Annotated in this window: 15 protein-coding genes and 2 rRNA genes; 14 read left to right on the forward strand and 3 right to left on the reverse strand. The window is 60.5% G+C overall.

Annotated features, from left to right (window positions below; translation table 11 throughout):
• Nucleotides 1-123: 123 nt before the first annotated feature.
• A 5S ribosomal RNA gene (gene rrf / locus AC0V2Y_RS25735) occupies nt 124-236 on the forward strand.
• A gap of 196 nt (nt 237-432) precedes the next feature.
• Here the strand turns inward: rrf and rtcR are convergent.
• The gene (gene rtcR, locus AC0V2Y_RS25740; protein ID WP_475415106.1) at nt 433-2,037 is read right to left on the reverse strand and encodes an RNA repair transcriptional activator RtcR; all 1,605 of its coding nucleotides are present in this window, start codon (nt 2,035-2,037) and stop codon (nt 433-435) included.
• A 206-nt stretch (nt 2,038-2,243) separates the two neighbouring features.
• Between rtcR and AC0V2Y_RS25745 the strand changes: the two genes are divergently transcribed.
• The 5 genes from AC0V2Y_RS25745 to AC0V2Y_RS25765 all read left to right on the forward strand — a co-directional run bounded on the left by AC0V2Y_RS25745 (nt 2,244) and on the right by AC0V2Y_RS25765 (nt 7,836).
• Entirely contained in the window at nt 2,244-3,815 is a 1,572-nt protein-coding gene (locus AC0V2Y_RS25745; RefSeq protein WP_475415105.1) for an RNA-binding protein, read from the forward strand.
• Between the two features lie 272 nt (nt 3,816-4,087).
• Nucleotides 4,088-5,323, forward strand: a complete 1,236-nt coding sequence (locus AC0V2Y_RS25750; RefSeq protein ID WP_475415104.1) for an RtcB family protein — start codon at nt 4,088-4,090, stop codon at nt 5,321-5,323.
• 16 nt (nt 5,324-5,339) lie between these two features.
• Complete coding sequence (gene rtcA / locus AC0V2Y_RS25755; RefSeq protein WP_475415103.1) at nt 5,340-6,359, forward strand: RNA 3'-terminal phosphate cyclase; 1,020 nt, start codon at nt 5,340-5,342, stop codon at nt 6,357-6,359.
• 132 nt (nt 6,360-6,491) lie between these two features.
• Complete coding sequence (gene pedF / locus AC0V2Y_RS25760) at nt 6,492-6,977, forward strand: cytochrome c-550 PedF (RefSeq protein ID WP_128140523.1); 486 nt, start codon at nt 6,492-6,494, stop codon at nt 6,975-6,977.
• 25 nt (nt 6,978-7,002) lie between these two features.
• Nucleotides 7,003-7,836 carry a substrate-binding periplasmic protein gene (locus AC0V2Y_RS25765; protein ID WP_475415102.1) on the forward strand — a complete coding sequence of 278 codons (834 nt, stop codon included), beginning with the start codon at nt 7,003-7,005 and terminating at the stop codon, nt 7,834-7,836.
• A 159-nt stretch (nt 7,837-7,995) separates the two neighbouring features.
• Here AC0V2Y_RS25765 and AC0V2Y_RS25770 read toward each other — a convergent pair whose 3' ends face one another.
• A complete protein-coding gene (locus AC0V2Y_RS25770) occupies nt 7,996-10,134 on the reverse strand; it encodes a TonB-dependent receptor family protein (RefSeq protein ID WP_475415101.1) in 2,139 nt (712 codons plus the stop codon).
• A 204-nt stretch (nt 10,135-10,338) separates the two neighbouring features.
• Between AC0V2Y_RS25770 and AC0V2Y_RS25775 the strand changes: the two genes are divergently transcribed.
• From AC0V2Y_RS25775 to AC0V2Y_RS25805, 7 genes are all read left to right on the forward strand, one after another.
• Nucleotides 10,339-11,295, forward strand: a complete 957-nt coding sequence (locus AC0V2Y_RS25775; RefSeq protein ID WP_475415100.1) for a beta-propeller fold lactonase family protein — start codon at nt 10,339-10,341, stop codon at nt 11,293-11,295.
• Nucleotides 11,296-11,548: 253 nt separating this feature from the next.
• Nucleotides 11,549-13,069 carry an aldehyde dehydrogenase gene (adh, locus tag AC0V2Y_RS25780; RefSeq protein WP_475415099.1) on the forward strand — a complete coding sequence of 507 codons (1,521 nt, stop codon included), beginning with the start codon at nt 11,549-11,551 and terminating at the stop codon, nt 13,067-13,069.
• Between the two features lie 56 nt (nt 13,070-13,125).
• Entirely contained in the window at nt 13,126-13,515 is a 390-nt protein-coding gene (locus AC0V2Y_RS25785) for a DUF779 domain-containing protein (protein ID WP_034756816.1), read from the forward strand.
• A gap of 47 nt (nt 13,516-13,562) precedes the next feature.
• The gene (locus AC0V2Y_RS25790) at nt 13,563-15,299 is read left to right on the forward strand and encodes a PQQ-dependent methanol/ethanol family dehydrogenase (RefSeq protein WP_475415098.1); all 1,737 of its coding nucleotides are present in this window, start codon (nt 13,563-13,565) and stop codon (nt 15,297-15,299) included.
• A gap of 286 nt (nt 15,300-15,585) precedes the next feature.
• On the forward strand, nt 15,586-16,746 hold the full coding sequence (locus AC0V2Y_RS25795) for a porin (RefSeq protein WP_475415097.1): 1,161 nt from the start codon (nt 15,586-15,588) through the stop codon (nt 16,744-16,746).
• Between the two features lie 78 nt (nt 16,747-16,824).
• Nucleotides 16,825-18,906 (forward strand): 4Fe-4S binding protein, encoded by a 2,082-nt coding sequence (locus AC0V2Y_RS25800; protein ID WP_475415096.1) that lies wholly within the window; start codon nt 16,825-16,827, stop codon nt 18,904-18,906.
• Nucleotides 18,896-19,906, forward strand: a complete 1,011-nt coding sequence (locus AC0V2Y_RS25805; protein WP_475415095.1) for an FAD:protein FMN transferase — start codon at nt 18,896-18,898, stop codon at nt 19,904-19,906. Before AC0V2Y_RS25800 ends, AC0V2Y_RS25805 begins: the two co-directional genes overlap by 11 nt.
• Before the next feature lies 1 nt (nt 19,907).
• Here the strand turns inward: AC0V2Y_RS25805 and AC0V2Y_RS25810 are convergent, their stop codons facing one another.
• Nucleotides 19,908-21,896: a sigma-54-dependent Fis family transcriptional regulator gene (locus AC0V2Y_RS25810; protein WP_475415094.1), complete on the reverse strand. Its 1,989-nt coding sequence runs from the start codon at nt 21,894-21,896 to the stop codon at nt 19,908-19,910.
• A gap of 643 nt (nt 21,897-22,539) precedes the next feature.
• Between AC0V2Y_RS25810 and AC0V2Y_RS25815 the strand changes: the two genes are divergently transcribed.
• Nucleotides 22,540-22,761 (forward strand): 16S ribosomal RNA (locus AC0V2Y_RS25815); the annotation flags it as partial.

Here is a 22,761-nt window from a genome sequence, read left to right on the forward strand (position 1 = left end):
AGAGGATAAGACGGTACAACGTTGCGTGTGTGTTGATACACCAATTCATTACCCAAAATCTTTGCTTCTTCCAGATTCATGACGCTGCTGCCCAATCGGGAGCAACCGTCAGTACAAGTTATGCCTGATGACCATAGCAAGTTGGTCCCACCCCTTCCCATCCCGAACAGGACCGTGAAACAACTTTGCGCCGATGATAGTGCTGCAACCAGTGTGAAAGTAGGTTATCGTCAGGCTTGTTATTCGCAGTAGAGAAAAACCCCGCCGGACTCCGGTGGGGTTTTTTTTCGTCTGGTGGTTTTGTGTCGGTGCTTGTCGGCTTACGCTGCGCTAAGCCGACCTACGCCGACCTGCGCCGACGGACGGTCAGACCCTCGATAGCGCCAACGCCAAGGTGTCATCGCCAACTTACCCGGATGCGTGCTGCAGGTTCTATCTGCTCACGTCTTCCCAGTTCACGCCAAATTTCGTCAGATATTTTTTCAGCCTGTCGGCATCATTCGGCTTGGCTTTCGCATCACGCGATACGGCATACAGCTTGCGGCCCGCATCGGACATATTGTTCGACTGCCGGCAGACTTTGATCACGGCCTGCAGCTGCAGCGCATCGAACAGGTCGAGTTGCGCGACCGCTTCCGCTCCCATGATGTCTGCTAGATCCACGTTGTCTGTCGACGGACCATCAGAATGCTGCCACAGGCGCTTCAGGCGTGCGACTTCATCGTCGACGACTTTGTCCGTGATGCGGCCTGCCTCCGACAAGGTGGCCAGGCGGGTGACAGCAGCGGACAAATCGCGGAAATTGCCACTCCAGCGGGCCGATGGCGAGCTGGCGAAGCGCAAGAAGCGCTCGCGTGCCTCCTTGTTGAAGCGCACTCTTTCGCCTGTCTCCGCACCGTACTGCGCCAGCAGGTAGTCGAGGTTCGGTTCGATGTCTTCCGGCCGCTGCGCCAGACCCGGTAATTCGTACGTCCACAGGTTGATGCGTGCATACAGGTCTTCGCGGAAGCGGCCGGCGGCCACTTCTTTTCCCAGGTCGCGGTTGGTGCCGGCGATCAGCTGGAAGTCGCTTTTCACCTCCGTATCCGCACCAACAGGAAAGAAGCGCTTTTCTTCGATGGCTTTCAGCAACATCGCCTGTTCATCGAGTCCCAGTTCGCCGATTTCATCGAGAAACAGCAAGCCCTTGTTCGCGCTGCGCAGCAAGCCTGGCCGATCCGCGCCGGCGCCCGTGAATGCCCCCTTGATATGGCCGAACAAGGTAGAGGCTGCGCCATCGCCATGCAGGGTGGCGCAATTGAGGTCGATGAATTTTCCGTCGATCTGGTGACGCGATTTTTTCAGTTCATAGATGCGGCGCGCAAGAAAGGACTTGCCGGCACCGGTAGGTCCCATCAGCAGCATGGGTGCGCGCGACTTGATGGCGACGCGTTCGATTTCCTCGATCATGCTGTTGAACCTGGCATTGCGCGTGGCGATGCCGGACTTCAGGAAGGCCACGCCCTCGGCCTGTTCGCGCGTAAAGCGCTGGGCGATCTGGTCGTAGCGCGACAGATCGAGGTCGATCAGCGTGTAGTTGCCCGGATTGCCGGCGGCCTGCCGTTTTGGCGGCGACGTCTGCACGAGGCGGCCCGGGAAATAGCGGGCTTCCGTCATCAGGAACATGCAGATTTGCGCCACGTGGCTACCAGTGGTGATGTGGATCCAGTACTCCTCCTTGTCCGGATCGAAGGCGTAGCTGTTGGCAAAATCGTAGAGCGCGCCGTACACGTCCTCAAAATCCCAGGCATCGCTGATGGGTAGTTCATGGGCGACCAGCCTTGTTTCAGGCGAGACGCTGGCGATGTCCTGCGATACCTGGCGCACCAGGCTGGCAAACTGCTCGCCGGCGTACAGCAGCTCAAAGCGGTCGATGATCTTGTCTTCGTGCTGGGTCAGGGCGACGCTGGGGCGCCACTTTTCCCAGCGCGCCGCTCCTCTGCCATTGTCGAGCTGTGTGCCGAGAAAACCGATGACGACGGTACGTTTTGCTTGCATAGTTGGGATAAACATTTATCTTAAAAGATAATTGTATTCCAAATCACCGTGGCAGGGATATTTTCAACGCACAGCTTACGTGAAAATATTATTTAATGAAATCAATGGTTTATGGAAATGTTTGAGGAAATATTGAAAGCTGGCACGGCGTTTGCAATAGAGGAGATACCAACGAGATAAACGTAGAGAGCAGAGAGGAACGAAAAATGGCCAACGCCCACTTATTCCAGAGCGCACAACAGACCGCGGCCTTGCCATCGGCACTGGCACGCAATGCCGAAGGCGCGCCGGCCTATGCGCTGACGCCCCGGCATCAGCTGGCGCAATACGCGGCCACCGGCTGCCTGAACACGACGTTCTATGCCAGCGCCGAAGCGCAGCTGGCGATGGTACTGGAACTGTGCAAGGCCGTCGAACCAGCCTTCATCGCGCAAACGGCCGTGTACTGCCGCGAGCGGGGCTATATGAAAGACATGCCGGCCTTGCTGGTGGCCGTGCTGGCGGGGCAGGGCGCTGCAGAATTGACGCAGGCCTTCCAGCGCGTGATTAACAACGGCAGGATGCTGCGCAACTTCGTGCAGATCATGCGTTCGGGCGCCGTGGGCCGCAAGTCGCTGGGATCGCGTCCGAAAAAGCTGGTGCAAGCCTGGTTGAACGGCGCATCCGAGCAGGCCTTGCTGGCCGCCGCCGTGGGTAACGCGCCATCGCTGGCCGACGTGGTGAAGATGGTGCACCCGAAACCGCAGGCAGCGTGGCGGGAGGCATTCTTTGCCTGGCTGATCGGCAAGGAATACCAACGCGATGCCTTGCCGCCGGCACTGGCCGCGTTCGAGGCATACAAGGCCGATCCTGTGCTGTCGATACCGGCAGTGCCGTTCCAGATGCTGACGGCGTTGCCCCTGAACGCGGAAAGCTGGGCGCAGATCGCGCGCCAGGGCGGCTGGCAGATGGTGCGCATGAATCTGAATACCTTTGCCCGCCATGGCGTGTACGACTTAGCCGGTATGCCGGAACTGATCGCCGCCAAGCTGCGCGATCCCGAGGCGATCGCCAGCTCGCGCGTGTTTCCCTACCAGCTGATGTCGGCGTACATGGCGGCCGGCGAGAATGTGCCGGCCGTCGTGCGCGATGCGCTGGAACAGGCGCTGGAAATATCGCTGGCGAACGTGCCGCGGATTGCCGGCAAGGTGGTGGTGTGTCCCGACGTTTCCGGCTCGATGGCCTCGCCCGTCAGCGGTTTTCGCGGCAGCGCCACCTCGAACGTGCGCTGCATCGACGTGGCTGCCCTGGTGGCGGCAGCCATGCTGCGCAAGAATCCGGACGCCGTGGTGCTGCCGTTCGAGCACAACGTGGTGCAGTGCGCACTTGGCGCCGATGACAGCGTGATGGCGAATGCGGCCAGGCTGGCGGCCATCGGCGGTGGCGGCACCAATTGCAGCGCGCCCCTGCTGCGCATGAATGGCAGGAAGGAGCTGGCCGACCTGGTGATCTATGTGTCCGATAATGAATCGTGGATCGACGCGAAGCGCAGCGGCGCCACGGCGACGATGGGACAGTGGAATGTCTTCAAGCAGCGTAATCCGCAGGCAAAGCTGGTATGCATCGATATTTCGCCGCACGCCACGACCCAGGCGATGGAGCGCGAGGATATCCTGAATATCGGCGGTTTTTCCGACGACGTATTCAGGATCATCGCCGCCTTTGCCGCGGGACAGCTGGACCCGGTCCACTGGGTGGGAGAAATCGCCGCCATCGATATCGCGGCACCAAGTTGTTGAAGTAAAGCGCATGAATGCGGACAAGACTACATGAGAGACGTCCTGTCCAAGCTTGTCATGCGCCGCAGTACCCCGAATGCCGACAGGATTACATCGATCAGCCGCGTCAAACCGGCCTGCCAGCCGCAGTGCGCCTGGCAGAAAATCCTGTCCCCCCTTGTCGGATTGTCGTACTGATGAATGCCGGTGGAACTACATCCAGAGCCGATGCGTCGGCAATGTTTCACCAATCCTTGTCATCACCCCCTATACAATAGAAGAAGAGCATAGCGATGAAAAACGAAGAATACGAAGTTCTGCATACCGAAGGCAGCCGTCCAGTGAAGATGTGGACGCGTGGCGTGCCTGTCGAAGAAGCGGCCAAAAAACAATTGCGCAACACGGCGACCCTGCCGTTCATCTACAAGCACATCGCCGTCATGCCCGATGTCCACCTGGGTAAAGGGTCGACCATCGGCAGCGTGATCCCTACCCTGGGCGCGGTGATTCCGGCGGCCGTGGGCGTGGATATCGGTTGCGGCATGATGGCGGCGAAAACCACGCTGACGGCGAATGATCTGCCTGATAACCTGGGGCCGCTGCGCAGCGCCATCGAGCGCGCCATTCCGCACGGGATGTCGCCGAAGACGCGCGGTCACCGCGGCCGCGACGAAGGTTCCTGGCATACGCCGCCCTCGGTGGTCGACGCCGCTTGGCTGCAGCTGAAGGATGAATTCGACGCCATCTGCCTGAAAACGCCCAAGCTGAAAAACACGAACAATTATCGTCACCTGGGAACTTTGGGTAGCGGTAATCACTTCGTCGAAGTGTGCCTCGATGAACAGGGCTCTGTATGGTTCATGCTGCATTCCGGTTCGCGCGGCGTGGGTAATGCCATCGGTACGCATTTCATCGAACTGGCCAAGCAGGATATGCGTACCCATTTTATTAACCTGCCCGACCAGGACCTGGCGTATCTGGCCGAAGGCACGCAGCATTACGACGATTACGTGGAAGCGGTGGGCTGGGCCCAGCGTTTCGCGCGCAACAACCGCGAAGTGATGATGCAAAACCTGATCACGGCCGTGCGCACCGTCATCCATAAACCGTTCCAGACGCACGTGGAAGCCGTCAACTGCCACCATAACTATGTGCAGAAGGAGCACCACTTCGGCAAGGACGTGCTGGTCACGCGCAAGGGCGCCGTCTCGGCCCGCGCCGGCGAACTGGGGATCATTCCTGGTTCCATGGGCGCGAAGAGTTTTATCGTGCGCGGCAAGGGTAATGCGGACAGTTTCCATAGCTGCAGCCACGGTGCGGGACGCACGATGAGCCGCACGGAAGCGAAGCGGCGCTTCAACCTGGCCGACCAGATCCGCGCCACGCAAGGCGTGGAATGCCGCAAGGATGAGAACGTGATCGATGAAATTCCGATGGCCTACAAGGATATCGATGCGGTGATGCTGGCGCAGCGCGAGCTGGTCGACGTCGTGCATATCCTGAAGCAGGTCGTTTGCGTCAAAGGTTAACAGAGAGAAAGTAGAGATGATAGAAATTGATGGAGCGCAAGGTGAAGGCGGCGGACAGATTTTGCGCTCGGCGCTGAGCCTGTCGATGATTACGGGACAGCCGTTCCGGCTGATTAACATTCGCGCGGGACGGGACAAGCCCGGCTTGCTGCGCCAGCATTTGCTGGCCGTGCAGGCGGCGGCCGCCATTTGCGGGGCGCGCACGACGCCGGTGGCGCTGCGCGCAGCCAGCCTGGAATTCGTGCCTGGCCCCATACGCGGCGGCGATTACCGCTTTGCCATCGGCAGTGCCGGCAGTTGCACCCTGGTACTGCAAACCCTGTTGCCAGCCCTGCTGCATGCGGATGGGCCGTCCACCGTGCGCATCAGCGGCGGCACGCACAATGCCATGGCACCGCCCGTGCATTTCCTGCAGCGCGCGTATGGCCGCATCCTGGCGCAGATGGGCGCCGATGTCGATATCGCCCTGCAACGCTATGGATTTCATCCCGCGGGCGGCGGCGAGGTGATGGCCACCGTGCAACCATGCCAGCGCTTGCGGCCCATTTCACTGCTGCAGCGCGGCGAGCGGAAGGCCGGGTATGCGGAAAGCGTGGTGGCGGGCGTGCATGTGAACGTGGCGCAGCGCGAGCTCGAACGTATCGCCGACGGCATGGGGTGGAGCGGCAAGCAGTTGCGCCTCGTCGGCTTGCCGGCGGAGCAGGGACCGGGCAACGTCCTGTTGCTGACATTGGAACATGAGCACGTCACGGAAGTATTTACGTCGTTCGGCGAAAAATCCTTGCTGGCCGAATCCGTGGCCAAGCGCCTGTTGAACGAGGTGCGCGCCTATCTCAAGACGGACGCGGCCGTGGGCGAGCACCTGGCCGACCAGCTCTTGCTGCCGATGGCGCTGGCCGGTGGAGGTACTTTCAGCTGCAACAAGGTGTCGCAGCATGCGCTGACGAATGCGGAAGTGATTGCCAGATTTTTACCCGTGCGTATTACTTTCGAGCAGCAGGAGCGGGCCAGCATCTGCACGGTGGCCGCCGCCTGACGTACGCGGTGACACAAATACCTGTTGCAGCTGTTCCAAATTGATACATGGGCAGCCAGATGTGGGGCACGCAAGCATGGCATGGCATTTGCTCTTCTTTGGATATTCACTAAAAAAACCAAGGAGACCAGCATGACCTATTCCATCCGCACCCTGCTCGGCGTGGCCGCCGCCGGCGCCGTTGCCCTCACTTCCCTGCTGACCTTGCCGCATGCCTATGCGCATGGCAATGTCACGCCGCAAGGCGTCGACACCACGGGCTTGCCCAAGGTGGGCGACAAGTGGCTCGAGCAAAACCCGTATCGGGGCAACAAGCTGGCCCTGACAGTGGGCACGTCGGCCTATAACCAGAATTGCGCGCGCTGCCACGGCATCGAAGCCATCTCGGGCGGTATCGCGCCGGACTTGCGCCAGCTGGACCGCGATTGCTTCAGTATCAAGAATGAGACAAAGAAACAGGCTTGCTATAAGGAAACGGACAATTACTATCTCACCACCATCCGCCACGGTAAAGTGCGCAATGGCGCCGTGTACATGCCGCCGTTCGAAGGCGTGTTCAACCAGGAAGCCATGTGGGCCATCAAGACCTATCTGGAAACCCGCCGCGAGTCCAATTAAGCCGAATTGATCACGAAGGAGTCCCATGCGTTCATTTCAACTCCGGGGCACGCGCGCAATGCTGTCGCTCGCCTGCCTGGCGCTGTGCGCCGCCGCGCCGGCGCGCGCCGACTGGCAGAAAGTGCAGCAGTCGGGCAGCCTGAAAGTGGCGGTGTACAACGAGTTCGCGCCGTTTTCCGACAAGGGCACGGGCATCGATATCGACATTGCCGAAGCGCTGGCGAAAAAGCTGGGCTTGAAACTGAGCTTGCTGCCATTTCCCGCCGGCGAAAACCTCAACGATGATTTGCGCAATATGGTGTGGAAGGGGCATTACCTCGGTTATGGCCCCGCCGACGTGATGCTGCACGTGCCGGTCGACAAGAAATTGATGGCGGATAACGACAAGGTCGAGATCTTCGCGCCGTACTACGTGGAAACCGTGCGCCTGGCGCGCAGCGCGCATGCCGTGCCGCAATTCGATGGCGTCGCCTCGCTGGCTGGCAAGCGTATCGGCGTGGAAAAGGTCTCGATCGCCGCCATGCTGATGCTGGGCGAGGACAATGGCAAGTATCGCGACGATGTGCGCATCTTCGATACGGCCGCCGAAGCCTTGCAGCAATTGCAAGCAGGCAAGCTCGACGCCGTGCTGGCGAATCGCTCGGAAATCGAGTCGGTGCTCAAAAGCGATCCCGCTTTCCCCTTGAGCGAAGTGGCGTTCGCCCGCTTGCCGCGTGCCGGCTGGGCCGTGGGCCTGGCCGTCAGCAAGCAACAGCTCGATGTAGCCAAGTTACTGCAGGCGGCCATGAACGAGATGGCGGCCAGCGGCGAATTGAAAGCCATCTTTGAGAAGTATGGCGTGAAGGAAGCGCGGCCGTAGCAGACTATGCTGAATGGTAAAAGCCCGCGCTTCGGAAGAGGCGCGGGCTTTTTCATGAGAACGCCTGAAAAATGTTCAGGGCAAGGCGCATTGCCGCAGGCAGTACGAATAGTACGACAAGGCAATGCAACGCCGCCATGGACTTTTTCTCAGGTGTTCTTAAAAGGAGTATTGGGCGCTCACACCCAACAACCAGTTACGGCCCGGCGCCGCTTCATAGTAGCGCTTGTTGCTGTCGCCGACGATGACGGAACCCACGTAGGTCTTGTCGAAAAGATTGTTCAGGCGGGCAAACTCTTTGAAGCGCCAATTCCCTACGTTTTGTTTGGCGTTGAAGCGCGCATTGAACACCGTGTAGCCGGGCGCCGGTTTTTCGCTGTTGCTGTCTTCCGCGTAGACCTGGTTGCTGGCCACGCTTTCCACTGCCGCGCCGAAACGGTCCAGCGTATCTTTCCAGGCCAGTTCCGCAAACAGGTTGGCGCTGGGGACGCCAGGCAAGCGGCTGCCTTCGCGTACGCTGCCAAACGCCTGGTCATACACGGCGTGCAGGCTGGTCAGCGCCACTTTTGTCGTGAAACCATATGGCAAGCTGGAGTCGAGCGACACTTCCATGCCCTGGCGCAAGGTCTTGCCCGCATTGCGGTAGCTGGTGCGCCCGCCGCTGGAACTGTCGACCACCAGTTCGTCGTCGGTCTTGATCTGGAACACGGCCGCGTTCACATGCGTGTTGTGATTGATCCTGGCCTTGATACCCGCTTCCAGGTTGGTGCTGGTGGCCGGTTTCAGCTGGTAATTGAAGCCGCCGCCCGTGCCCGAGTAAAACAGTTCGTTCAGGGTGGGTGCTTCGAAACCGCGCGCGGCGCTGGCATACACGTTGACGTTGGGCGTCAGTTTATACAGCAGGCCCAGCACCGGCGTCGTGTGGCTGAATTCCAGGCTGCCGCTGTCGTCGCCATTGCCGAGGAAATGGTCGTTGACCGACACTTTCATCTTGCTGTAGCGCAAACCTGCGCTCAGCATCCATGGCCCGCTCTGCCATTCCGCCTGGATATACGGATCGAGGCTGGAGACGACATCCTGCTCGTCGCGGCGCAGCTTGCCCTTCACGCCAAACGTGTTGCCGATGTAATTTTCATAACCGGTGCGGTCATCGCTGGAGCGGCCATAGTCGATGCCGATGGTGGTGCTCAGCTTGCCGCCGGCCAACTGGCTGACGTGCAGCCAATTGGTGTCGATGCCATAGAACTGGCGCTGGAAGTCGACCACGCCGCCCGAATGGCTGGCGGGCGCCTGGAAACCCTTGGTGAATGCCTGGTACTGGATCACGTCGCGGTTGCCGCCGTAGGCCGTCACGTGCAGGCGGTCATCGCCGAACGACTGTTCATAGGTGGCGCCGATTTGCTGGTGGTCGATGCTTTTGCGCGTGTTGTAGCGTTCGGCCAGGGTGCGCTTCGGGTTTTGCGTGTCCGTCGCATCGATTTCGCCGGCGCGCGGATCGCGCGCAAACGTGGCCCAGGTGGCGCCCAGCGGATCTTGCGTATTGCCTTGGTGCAGGCTGTTGGCGACGATGGTCAGTTTGCTGTCCGTAGTGGGCTTGACGGTGATCTTGCCGAACGCCTGTTCGCGCGTGGCGGCGCTGTGGTCGCGGAAGCCATCCGTGCGGAAACGCGAGCCGTCGAGCACGTAACCGATACCGCCTGCCTGGCCTTGCGCCGACAGGTCCACCTTGCTGGTGCCGTAGCTGCCGCCCGTCACGTTCAGTTCGACGGAGGGGGGATTTTGCCCATCCTTGGAAAACAGCTGGATCACGCCGCCAGAGTGGTTGCCGTAGATGGCGGAAAACGGCCCGCGCAGCACTTCGATGCGCTCGGCCGTATCGAGGTTGAAGGTGGCGGCCTGGCCTTGCCCGTCGGGCATGCTGGCGGGAATGCCATCGCTGATCAGCTTGACGCCGCGCACGCCGAAGGCCGAGCGGGCGCCGAAGCCGCGCGACGAGATCTGCAAGTCTTGCGCGTAGTTCTGGCGGTTTTGCACGACCAGGCCAGGCACGGCGGCCAGCGCTTCCGAGGCGTTGACGCGGATCTGGCCCTCCTGGATGCGGGCGCTGTCGACGACGTCGATCGAGGCCGGCACTTCCTGGCTGGGATGGGCGATGCGGCTGCCGCTGATGACCACCGTCTCCATGAGTTGCCCGGCGGCCAAGCCAGCAGGCTCGGCTGCAAAGACGTGGGGGGCGAGGGTGGCGCTGCCGGCGACAAACAGGCTGGCGATGGTGTTCAGGCGGAAACGATGCTGCATGCGGATTCTCCAATGTGAATAAAAGCCTGCTTGAGCGCGTGCGCGGCACAGGTCTGCCTAGTTGTATCAAGCAATATGCCTGCCATGTCTCCATTGGTGGGCGGAAATTATACGCGTGTCAGTGGCACGGCGTTTGCATGCAGCAATTATCAGATGCGCCGCTACCGCGCGCTTTTCCTGTGTTTTGCCATTGAAAAGGTGATTATGCCCAACTTCTTCCCGCGCTTGCGCCAGATGTGCTGGCTGCTGCCTGCGCTCTTCAGCACGGCCCTCCAGGCCGCTCCTTTTGCCTATGTCCCCAATGAAAAGTCGGGCACCGTGAGCGTGATCGACACGGCGACCGACCAGGTGGTGCGCCAGATCGCGGCGGGCAAGCGTCCGCGCGGCATCGCCGCCGATCCCACCGGACGGCAATTGTTTGTCACGGACGCCGCCAGCAGCGCCTTGCTGCTGATCGATAACGTGACCGGCGCGCCCGTGCGCACGGTGACGCTGGGCAAGTCGCCCGAAGGCGTCAGCGCCTCGCATGACGGTCATTACGTGGCCGTGGCCGTCGAGGAAAACAATAGCGTGGCCTTGCTCGATGGCCATACAGGTACCTTGCTCGTCGACATCAAGGTGCAGGGACGCAACCCGGAGCATGCCGTGTTCAGCCCCGATGGGCGCTGGCTGCTGGTCAGTGCGGAAGAGGCCGAGCAAGTCGATGTCATCGATGTGGCGCAACGCCGCCAGGTGGCGTCCATCGCCGTGGGCTTGCGTCCGCGCGGCATCGGTTTCAGTCCGGACTCGGGCCGCGCCTACGTGGCGTGCGAACTGGTCAATGCCGTATATGTGATCGACATGGCGGCGCGCCAGGCGATTGCCACCATTCCAGCAGGCAAGAATGCCAACGGCATCGTCGTCCATCCCGGCGGCAGGCAAGTGTATGTCTCGAACGGCACGGACGGCACGGTGATGGTGATCGATACGGCCAGCAAGCAGGTGACGGCCACCATTCCCGTTGGCAAGCGCCCGTGGAACATGGCCATCACGCCCGACGGGGCCAAGCTGTACGTGGCCAATGGCCGCTCGAACAGCATTTCCGTCATCGATACGGCCAGCGCGCGCAAGGTGGCCGATATCGCCGTCGGCGAATTGCCATGGGGCGTGGTGATTCGGTAGCGGTACAGGAACAGGTGTTCCAGTCTGGTACACCTGTTCCATTGTGCAGCGGCGATGGCGCGCTACGGCAGCAATTGAACCCGCCGATATCGCCACCAGGTCCTTGCAACAGAGGTAAAACCCGCTAAGTTGGGTAGGGGGATGGCGAGCTGGCACGGCATTTGCGGAAGACTGCGTGTACTCACCCCATCTGTACCAGGACGTTTGATTTTAATTAAGTAACTCCATTCTAATTAACCCGATAGAGGACGACATGAATCTCGCAGACATCAGCAAACTGGGCGTAGCCAATCCCTTCAAACAACGCTATGACAATTACATCGGCGGCAAATTCGTTGCACCAGTAAAAGGTGAATACTTTCCCAACATTACGCCGATCACCGGCTTGCCGTTTTGCGAAATCGCCCGTTCCACGACGGAAGACGTCGAGCTGGCGCTGGATGCCGCCCATGCCGCCAAGGATGCCTGGGGCAAGACTTCGCCTGCCGAGCGCGCCAATATCCTGAACCGCATCGCCGACCGCATCGAACAGAACCTGAGCCTGATCGCCACGGCGGAAACCATCGACAACGGCAAGCCGATCCGTGAAACGATGAATGCCGACATTCCGCTGGCCATCGACCATTTCCGCTACTTCGCCGGCTGCATCCGCGCGCAGGAAGGTTCCGTCGCGCAAATCGACGCGGAAACCTATGCCTATCACTACCATGAGCCGCTGGGCGTCGTGGGCCAGATCATTCCATGGAATTTCCCGATCCTGATGGCCGTGTGGAAACTGGCGCCAGCGCTGGCCGCCGGCAATTGCGTCGTCCTGAAACCGGCCGAGCAAACCCCTGCTTCCATCATGGTGTTGATCGAGCTGATCGGCGACCTGCTGCCGCCCGGCGTATTGAACATCATCAACGGTTTCGGCCTGGAAGCGGGCAAGCCGCTGGCGTCGAGCAAGCGCATCGCCAAGATCGCCTTCACGGGCGAAACGGGCACGGGCCGCCTGATCATGGGCTACGCCGCGCAAAACCTGATTCCCGTCACCCTGGAGCTGGGCGGCAAATCGCCGAACATCTTCTTTGCAGATGTGATGGATGCCGATGATGATTATTTCGACAAGTGCCTGGAAGGTTTTGCCATGTTTGCGCTGAATCAAGGCGAGGTGTGCACCTGCCCATCGCGCGTGCTGATCCAGGAATCGATCTACGAGAAATTCATCGAACGGGCCCTGAAGCGCGTGGCCGCGATCAAGCAGGGCAACCCGCTCGATGCTTCCACCATGATCGGCGCCCAGGCGTCGCAGGAGCAGCTGGAAAAAATCCTGTCCTACCTCGACATCGGCCGCCAGGAAGGCGCCGAAGTGCTGGCCGGCGGCGAGCGCAACACGCAGGCGGGCGACCTGGAAGGCGGCTACTACGTGCGTCCGACCGTGTTCAAGGGCAACAACAAGATGCGCATCTTCCAGGAAGAAATTTTCGGACCGGTCGTCTCCGTGACGACCTTCAAGGACGAGGCCGACGCGCTGGCGATTGCCAACGACACCTTGTACGGCCTGGGCGCCGGCCTGTGGACGCGTGACGGTTCGCGCGCCTTCCGCATGGGCCGCGCCATCCAGGCGGGCCGCGTGTGGACCAATTGCTACCACCTGTATCCGGCCCACGCCGCATTCGGCGGCTACAAGCAATCGGGCATCGGCCGCGAAAACCACAAGATGATGCTCGGCCACTACCAGCAAACGAAGAACTTGCTGGTGAGCTATAGCCCGAAAGCGCTGGGCTTCTTCTAAACCGGCAACAGGCGCCGCGCCTGTTCAACCAGGCGCGGCGCGCAGAAAGGGATGCCATGAGTGCAGCAATTGCCAGGGTGGTCGCCACCGATGCGGCGCTGGAAATGATGGACAAGTTGCGCCAGCGTCACGGCCCGCTGATGTTTTTCCAGTCCGGCGGCTGCTGCGACGGCAGTGCGCCCATGTGCTATGCGCTGGGCGAGTTCGATGTCAGCGACACCGACATTTATCTCGGCAATTTGAATGGCACACCGTTCTACATGGGACTCGAGCAATTCGAGTACTGGGAGCATACCCAGCTGATTATCGATGTGGTCGATGGCAATGGCGGCATGTTTTCACTCGACAACGGCACGGGCAAGCGCTTCTTGACGCGCTCACGCCTGTTCACCGATGAAGAGTGTGCGCTGTTGCATGCCCAGCCGCATGAGCACCGCAAGACTTGACACACATACTAATAAAACAGAGGGAGATGATTGTGCAGAAAAAAATAATGGGGATACTCATCGGTTTGGGCTTGGCGTCGCTGGCCCAGGCGGCCGATGTGGGCAATGTCACCACCGCCATGCTCGACAGCACGGCGAAGAATCCGTCCAGCGTGCTGTCGTTCGGCATGGGCACGCAGGGCCAGCGCTATTCGCCGTTGACGCAAATCAATGACAAGACCGTGGCCAAGCTGGTGCCGGCCTGGTCGTTCTCGTTTGGCGGCGAAAAGCAGCGGGGCCAGGAATCGCAGCCCTTGATTCATAACGGCAAGATGTTCGTCACGGCATCGTATTCGCGCATCTTTGCCGTTGACCTGAAAACGGGCGCCAAGCTGTGGAAATATGAGCATCGCTTGCCGGACGGCATTATGCCCTGCTGCGACGTGGTCAACCGCGGCGCCGCCCTGTACGGCAACCTGGTGATCTTCGGCACGCTGGACGCCTACCTGGTGGCGCTGGACCAGAACACGGGCAAGATCGTCTGGAAGGAAAAGGTCGACGACTATGCGGCCGGCTACTCGATGACGGCGGCGCCGCTGATCGCCGAAGGCTTGCTGCTGACGGGCGTGTCGGGCGGGGAATTCGGCATCGTCGGCCGGGTCGAGGCGCGCAATCCGATGACGGGCGACCTCGTGTGGAGCCGTCCCACGGTGGAAGGCCATATGGGCCACCGTTACGACAAGGATGGCAAGGCCATCGATAACGGTGTGTCCGGCACCGTGAACAAGACCTGGCCGGGCGACCTGTGGAAAACGGGCGGCGCCTCGACGTGGATGGGCGGCACTTACGATCCGCAGACCAAGCTCGCTTACTTTGGCACCGGCAACCCGGCGCCATGGAACAGCCACTTGCGTCCCGGCGACAATCTGTATTCGTCGTCCACCGTGGCGCTCGACGTGAAAACGGGGCAGATCAAGTGGGCGTATCAGAACACGCCGAATGACGCCTGGGATTTCGACGGCGCCAACGAGTTCGTCACCTTCGACATGGATGGCAAGCGCTACGGCGGCAAGGCCGACCGCAACGGTTTCTTCTACGTCATCGATGCGGCCAATGGCAAGCTGCAGAACGCCTTTCCGTTCGTCAAGAAAATCACCTGGGCCAGCAGCATCGACCTGAAGACGGGCCGGCCGAACTTCATTCCCGCCGGCCGCCCTGGCGACCCGACCAAGGGAGAAGAAGGCAAGAAGGGCACGACCGTGTTTGCCGCGCCCGCTTTCCTCGGGGCAAAAAACCAGATGCCGATGGCCTACTCGCCGCAAACCAAGCTGTTCTACGTGCCGGCGAATGAATGGGGCATGGATATCTGGAACGAGCCGATCAGTTACAAGAAGGGCGGCGCCTTCCTCGGTGCCGGTTTCACCATCAAGCCTCTGTTTGACGACTACATCGGCGCCATGCGCGCCGTCGATCCGAAGACGGGCAAGATCGTCTGGGAAATCAAGAACAATGCGCCGCTGTGGGGCGGGGTGATGAGTACGGCCGGCAACCTGGTGTTCTACGGCACGCCGGAAGGCTTCCTGAAAGCCGTTGACGCGAAGACGGGCAAGGAACTGTGGAAATTCCAGACGGGTTCCGGCGTCGTGGCGCCGCCCGTCACCTGGCAGGATGGCGACACGCAATACGTGGCCGTCGTTTCCGGCTGGGGCGGCGCCGTGCCGCTGTGGGGCGGCGAAGTGGCGAAGAAGGTCAACTTCCTGGAACAAGGCGGTTCCGTGTGGGTCTTCAAGCTGGCGTCGAAGTAACGGGGCGAAGCGCCCGGGCCACTCGGATGGGCGTCTCCCTGTCCGCCGGGCGTTTTCTTTTTGCTGACGGCCCAGGCCGTCAGTTTTTTGTTTACCTGTACGCCGATCAGCCTGCTTGCGGTCAAAAAATGAACACTGGCAGTGGCGATTGATCCGCTGCTGCACAAGTGAAATACGCTTTTTCTCATTCTCCCTCTGAGCCGTGCTGGGCACGCTTATTGCCAAAGCTTGAGGTACATCAATCACTGGTGTGCACACTAAAAACAGAGAAGAAAGAGGAGAAGCAATGAACACATGGATCAAGCTGGGGAGCCTGGGTGTCATGACAATCGCAGCGGTGGGGCAGGCGCACGCCGTCGATATCAAGGCCGGCGACTGGACCGTGTCGGTGGGCGGCATCGTCAACGCCTATTACACGCAAGTGTCGTGTTCGGGCGATGCGGTGGGCGGGCTGGCGCTGGGTGGCCAGGCGCTCGGTTGCGGCGGAGAAAAGGACCGCACGACGATCGGCAACGGCTTGCTGCCGAATGGCTTGATCACCTCGGCAAGCTCGCGCCTGGGCGAGTACGACGTGAAAGCCTTGATCGGCATCTACAACTCGACGGCCACGGACAGTGCCATCAGCCAGAACAGCGTGGTCGATGTGCGCCAGGCCTTTTTTACGTTTGGCAATGAGCAGATGGGCACTTTCAAGCTGGGCCGCGACTACGGCATCTTCGGCGCGAATGCGATTTTGTCCGACATGACCTTGCTGGGCTCGGGCGCGCCCGTACAGGCCACGCAGCGGGGCCGCGTGACCCTGGGCCATATCGGCGCCGGCTATACCTATCTGGGCAACTATGGCCAGATCATGTACAGCACACCGAAGTCGGGCGGCTTTGGTGCCGACGTGGCGCTGGTCAGCCCCGTGTCGGACACGCCCATCGTGGCAGGCTCGACCTATTCCTCGAAGTCCAGTCCGCAAGTGCAGGCGCAACTGACGTATGTACAGGAAGGATTGAAAGCCTGGCTGGGCGTGAAGTCGCAAAAATTCACCTCGAAAACACCGGGCGTCGATGACCTGACCATGCGCGGTGTGGAAGTAGGCGGCTCCTACCAGATGGGAGCGGCCGGCGTGCTGTTTAACTTCCAGGGCGGCAAGGGATTGGGCATTCTCTCCGATGCGGACCAGGGCGATACCAAGTCAAAGAACTGGCTGCTGCAAGGCACGTATAAAACGACGGACAAGCTGAAGCTGGGCTTGTCCTACGGCATCAGCAAGAACGACGACAACACGGCCGGCACGGGCGGTTTGAAGTCGAACGCCAACCTGACCCTCGGTGCGTACTACTCGCTCAACAGCGCGATCACCCTGGTAGGCGAGCTGGGCCAGACGCGCTCGAAAGGCTTTACGGGCGGCGAAGCGAAGATGAATGGCGTGTCCCTGGGCGGCATCATTTTCTTCTAACCAATGTATGCGGCGCCGGAAGCTGCGGCGCCGCACGGAGCACAGTGCATGCGGATACTGCGGTTGTTCATCGGATGCTTGCTATTCCTGTTTATCCTGGGACAGGCGTGGGCCGGCGTGCTCACCAAGGCCGAACTGGCGCGGCGCTTCCCCGCGCCACTCGTCGTCGGCGAGAAGGAAGCCGAGCTGCCCGTCTGGCCCCTGTTCAAGCAAAACGCCACGGCCACTGAGCTGGTCGGTTATGTGTTTGAGTCGGTGGACCTGGCGCCGATTCCCGGCTTTTCCGGCGTTCCCGTCAACCTGTTGATCGCCATCAATCCGCAGGGCAGTTTTCTGGACGTGGCCGTGCTGTCGCAGCACGAACCCGTGTTTCTCGATGGCCTAGGTGAAGCGCCATTGTTTCAGTTCGTCAAACAGTACCAGGGCTTGTCGCTCAAGCAAAATATCGCCATCGATGCCAGGAAGAAACGTGCAGCCGATGCCACGCACGCCGATATCGACGGCGTGTCGAAGGCGACGGCCTCCGTGCGCATCATCAACCAGAGCGTGCTGGCGTCCGCCTTGAAAGTGTCGCGCAAGAAGCTCGGATTCGCGCAAGGCCGCGACCCGGACCAGATCGCCCGCATCCGCATGGAGGTATTCGAGAAACTCAGCGTGGCGCAGATGCTGGCGCAAGGCTTGATCCAGCATGTGCGCCTGAGCAACAAGGACATCGAAACCCTGTTTGCAGGCAGCAATGGTGCTGGACTCGATGCCGAGGCGCAGCGCGAGCCGGACGGCGTGTTCATCGACCTGTACCTGGCCTATGTTTCCGTGCCCACGGTGGGACGCAACCTGTTGACGGAACGCAGCTGGAACAAGCTGCGCAACCGGCTGGACGAGGGCGACCACGCCATCCTCGTCATGTCGCGCGGGCGCTACAGCGTGCTGGGCGACGATTTCGTGCGCGGCACCGTGCCGGACAGGCTGTTGCTCAAGCAGGATGGCTTGCCCATCGACATGCGCGACCTGGACCTGGAATTGAGCTTGTCGGAGGCGGGACCGTTGCCGACGGACAATATCGCCGTATTGCGCGTCATCAGCCAGGCGGGGCTCGATGCCGCCAGCCCGCTGGCGTTCACCATGCCGATTACGCGCAGCAAGGGTATCGTGTATCCCGAACGTATCGCGCGCAACGTGGATTTCAGCTACCGCCTGCCGGCCGGGTTCTATACGGCGCCGCAAGGCGACGATGCCGGCTGGCGCGGTACGTGGAAGGGGCGCAAGGCTGAACTGTTGATCTTGCTGGCCGGGCTGGCGCTGCTGGCCGGCGCCTTGGCCTGGCAGAAACGCCTGGTGCGTAATGGCCGGCAATTCGTGCGGTTCCGCCGTCTGTTCCTGTTGTTTACCATCGCCTTCATCGGTTATTACGCCCAGGGGCAGTTATCGATCGTCAATATCACGGGCGTCATCCAGGCACTGCTGGCGGGGCGCAGCCTGGGTTTTTTCCTGTTCGACCCGATGACGGTGATCCTGTGGGCGTTCGTATTGCTTACTTTGTTCATCTGGGGGCGTGGCACGTTTTGCGGCTGGCTGTGTCCGTTTGGCGCCCTGCAGGAATTCACTGGCAAGCTGGGGCAGTGGCTGCGCTTGCCGCAGTGGAAGATCAAGCCGCGTCTGGACGGTCGCTTGAAGTGGATCAAGTATGGCTTGCTGGCGGCCATACTCGGCAGCAGCATGTTTTCCAGCCAGATCACGGACAAGCTGGTGGAGCTGGAACCGTTCAAGACGGCCATTACCCTGAACTTCGTGCGCGCCTGGCCCTTCGTCGCATATGCCGTGGGCTTGCTGTTGCTCAGTAGTATTTCCTATAAATTCTTTTGCCGCTACCTGTGCCCGTTTGGCGCGGCGCTGGCGCTGCTGGGGCGCTTTCGCCTGTTCAACTGGATTCCCCGCCGCAAGGAATGCGGCACGCCGTGCCAGACTTGCCGCCATCGTTGCGAGCACCACGCCATCGCGCTGAGCGGAAAAGTCGATTACGGCGAGTGTTTTCAATGCATGGATTGCGTGGTGATCTATGCCAGCGATGAAAAATGCGCACCTTTGATGCTGGAAATCAAGCGTGCCCGCACCATTCCCATTGTCCGGTCCACGGCAAAGGAGAGCAGCAATGCAGCGTAGAACCTTTATTTCCGCTGCCATTGGCAGCGTGACCGGCTTCGCGGGCATGATCATGCCTGGCAGCATGGCGCGCGGCACGGCCACGGCCTCCGGCGTGCGCCCTTATCAAGGTGCCGCCCTGGCGTTTGGCACGACAATCGCCGTCACCGTGTTGCATCACGATCAGCGCCAGGCCGAGCTGGCCATTGAAGACGCCTTGCATGCGGCCGGGAATGTCGACCGCCTGATGAGTATTTACAGTCCTGCCAGCCAAGTCTTTCAGTTGAACCGTGACGGCCGCCTGGCCCGGCCGAATGCCCATCTGCTGACAGTGCTGGCGCAGGCGCAAGCCTTGTCGCAATGGAGCGACGGGGCGTTTGATATCACCGTGCAACCGTTATGGCGGCTGTTTCGGTCGGCGGCAGACGAGGCAAGTTTACCGGCGGAAGCATTGCGCCACGCGGCGCAGACGCGGGTAGGCTGGCGGCAACTGGCGTGGGATCGCCGCGAAGTGCGTTTTCTTCAGCCCGGCATGGCGCTGACCTTGAATGGCCTGGCGCAAGGCTACGCGGCCGACATGGCGCTGGCGGCCGTGCAGGCGCGCGGCGTGCGGCACGCGCTGCTCGACACGGGAGAGTTCATCGCGCGCGGGCAGCGTGCCGTGCGTCGCCCGTGGACCCTGGGCATCCAGGACCCGCGTGACGCGGAAATCCTGGCGGCCACCTTGAAAGTGGAGGGGCGCAGCGTGGCCACGTCGGGCGATTACGAATGCACGTTCACGTCCGACTTCGTGCATCACCATATCTTCGATCCTGCGAAGGGCGATTCGCCGCGTGAACTGGCCAGCGTGACCGTGCTGGCACCCACGGGTTTGCTGGCCGATGGCTTGTCGACAACCTTCATGGTGACGGGGGCCGCACGCGCGCATGCGATGGCCGCGCACATGCAGGGCGTCGATCTGATGACCATTGACAAGCAGGGCCGGCGCCAGATGTCGCCCGGCTTTCCCCGTCTACTCTAGGCTATTTCAGGTGCGGCACCTTGCGATAGATCGTGTTGCGCGACACGCCCAGGGCCCGCGCCGTGGCCGAGACGTTGCCGCCGTGGGCGTCCAGCGACTTGAGGATCACGCTTTGTTCCATCTCTTCCAGATTGGCGCCGGCCGCGATCATGCGGTCCGTGCTGGCGCTGGCGGCAGTCGCTTGCGTCATCTCAATATCGTCGAGGAAATCATCGGGCATGTGGCGCAAACAGATTTCATGCTCGTCGCCGGCCATGACGATGGCCGTGCGCAACAGGTTCGTCAACTGGCGGAAGTTGCCTGGCCACTTATGCTGGTGGAACAGACGCAGGATGTCCGGCGCCACCGTGTAGCGCGTGTCGGGCGCTTCCGTCGCGAGGATCTTTTTCACGACCGTGTCGAGGTCCGTGCGCTCGCGCAGGGGCGGCAGTTTCACCACCAGGCCGTTGAGGCGGTAATACAAGTCTTCGCGGAACAGTCCCTTGGCCATGCGTTCGCGCAAGTTGTGATTCGTGGCGCAAATGAGTTCCACATTCACCGTGATCGATTTGCTGCTGCCCAGCGGCGTGACCATGCGTTCCTGCAGCACGCGCAACAGCCGCGCCTGCAAGCCGAAGGGCATGTCGCCGATTTCGTCGAGAAACAGGGTGCCGCCATTGGCTTGCAGGATCTTGCCGATGGCCCCTTTCTTGCGTGCGCCCGTGAATGCTCCGTCTTCATAGCCGAACAGTTCCGATTCGATCAGGGTTTCCGGGATCGACGCGCAATTGACGGCAATAAATGGTCCCATGGCCCGTGGCGAGTCGTTGTGGATGGCTTGCGCCAGCAATTCCTTGCCGGTGCCTGTCTCTCCCATGACGAGGATGGGAATATCGCGCCCCAATACCTTGTTGACCTTTTCGATCACCAGTTCCAGTTGCGGATCGCCCGTACGCAGGTAGCGCAGGCCGGACAGGCGGCGCGCCGCATTGGCCGCATGGCTGGCCGGAGCGGGAACCTGGGCCGGCACCGCGTTGATATCGCTGTGATCGGTGCTGGTGGTAAAGCCGTGCTGGAAGACGCTATTCGACAGGCGCAATTGCGCGCGCCCGTACACGCGAACGCCGCTGTGCATGCACAGATTCAGCAAACCGGGCGAGGCCGTGCGGTAATGTTCGTACAGGGCGGAAACGGGCAAGCCGAACAGGGAACTGAAGGTGTGAGATTGCAACGCGGCAAATGACAGGCCCAGCTGGAACAAGCCATTCTTGTTGGCCGATAAGAACCGCCCACCCGGCGTGAACGAGGCGATGCCTTCCATCAAGGTGCCGATGAATTCGGGGCGCGCGTGGAAGTGCACGGTGATGGCGTCTTCAAAGGTGGCGGAAAAGAGCTGATTTTCGATCATCAGTGCCGACATGCGCACGAGGGCCATCGTATGCTTGTGAAAACTGCGCTGGTCGCTGGACACGTCCAGTACGCCGATGACATTGCCCCGATGGTCGGTGATCGGTGCCGCGGAGCATGTCAGGAAATGATTGGCAGCCAGGTAGTGCTGGTCCGCATGGACCAACGTCGGTACTTTTTCCGTGATGGCCGTGCCGATGGCATTCGTGCCGCGGCTTTGTTCCGACCATGCCACGCCCGGCTGCAAGGCGACGCGGTTGGCTTTCTCCAGGAAATCATCGTCGCCCAGCGAATGCACGATCACGCCATTGGCATCCGTCAGTATCACCATATTGTGGGTGTTGACGATTTGCTGGTACAGCGTTTCCATGGCCGGCAGCGCATGCGTGTGCAGCATGCGGTTTTGCTCTATCAGCAAGGACAGGTCGGATTTGCCGGCTGGCGTAAAGTCGGGCGTGGCCGTGGGCGACAGGCCAAAAGCGACGGAACGCTGATGGGACGTTTCGATGATGACGGGGACGTTGTCCTGTCCTGCCGGCAAAGTGTTCGCGTCCGCGATGGACGAAAACGGTGCGCTACGGTAAGTAGCTGACGGTTGATACATGATCTCGTTGCCTCCGTTGGGCCCTGTACTGCGGCGCTCTTTTGAATATCGAGAGTGTTCCATAATGTAGCACCTGTCACAAATGGGAGCAAAGCAAAGCGAGCCGGGCTGTCCCCAGTGTTGCTGCCAGGCCCAGAGTTGCTCTCATCAGTGGACAGTGCATAGGGCTGTATAAGCAAGTGCGGTGCCAGGGCCGTTTCACGGCGCGGCAAAATAGCGCTTGCGGGCCGCGCGGGGCAGGGCTATAATTCGCCCCCTCGCTGAACGACGCATGCAAATGCCGAGTAAGACGAGAGAAAAGAAGGAGTTGACGGATGTAGTGAAATGCTTCATACTCTTCCTTCTTCGCAGCTGACAAACACAACGCTTTGTCGATAGCGCGAGAGTAGTAAATAAGCAGTACCGAGTACCGTTCTTTAACAATTAACAGTCGATAAGTGTGGGCATTTGATGTAAGTGCAGCGTCGATCTTCGGATTGGCGTCTAACTTAAAATATCAAATGTTCACAAGAAATAATGAAATAGGCGCTACGAAAGTAGTGGCCTGTCAGTTTTTTGAGTGAGCAAACACCTCGCAATGCGAGGGGTTTGAACTAGTTAAATAGTTCGACCATGCCGGTAAAACGGCAAAGTAACAGAGATTAAACTGAAGAGTTTGATCCTGGCTCAGATTGAACGCTGGCGGCATGCCTTACACATGCAAGTCGAACGGCAGCACGGAGCTTGCTCTGGTGGCGAGTGGCGAACGGGTGAGTAATATATCGGAACGTACCCTGGAGTGGGGGATAACGTAGCGAAAGTTACGCTAATACCGCATACGATCTACGGATGAAAGTGGGGGATCGCAAGACCTCATGCTCGTGGA

The organism is Janthinobacterium sp. BHSEK, assembly GCF_056174685.1.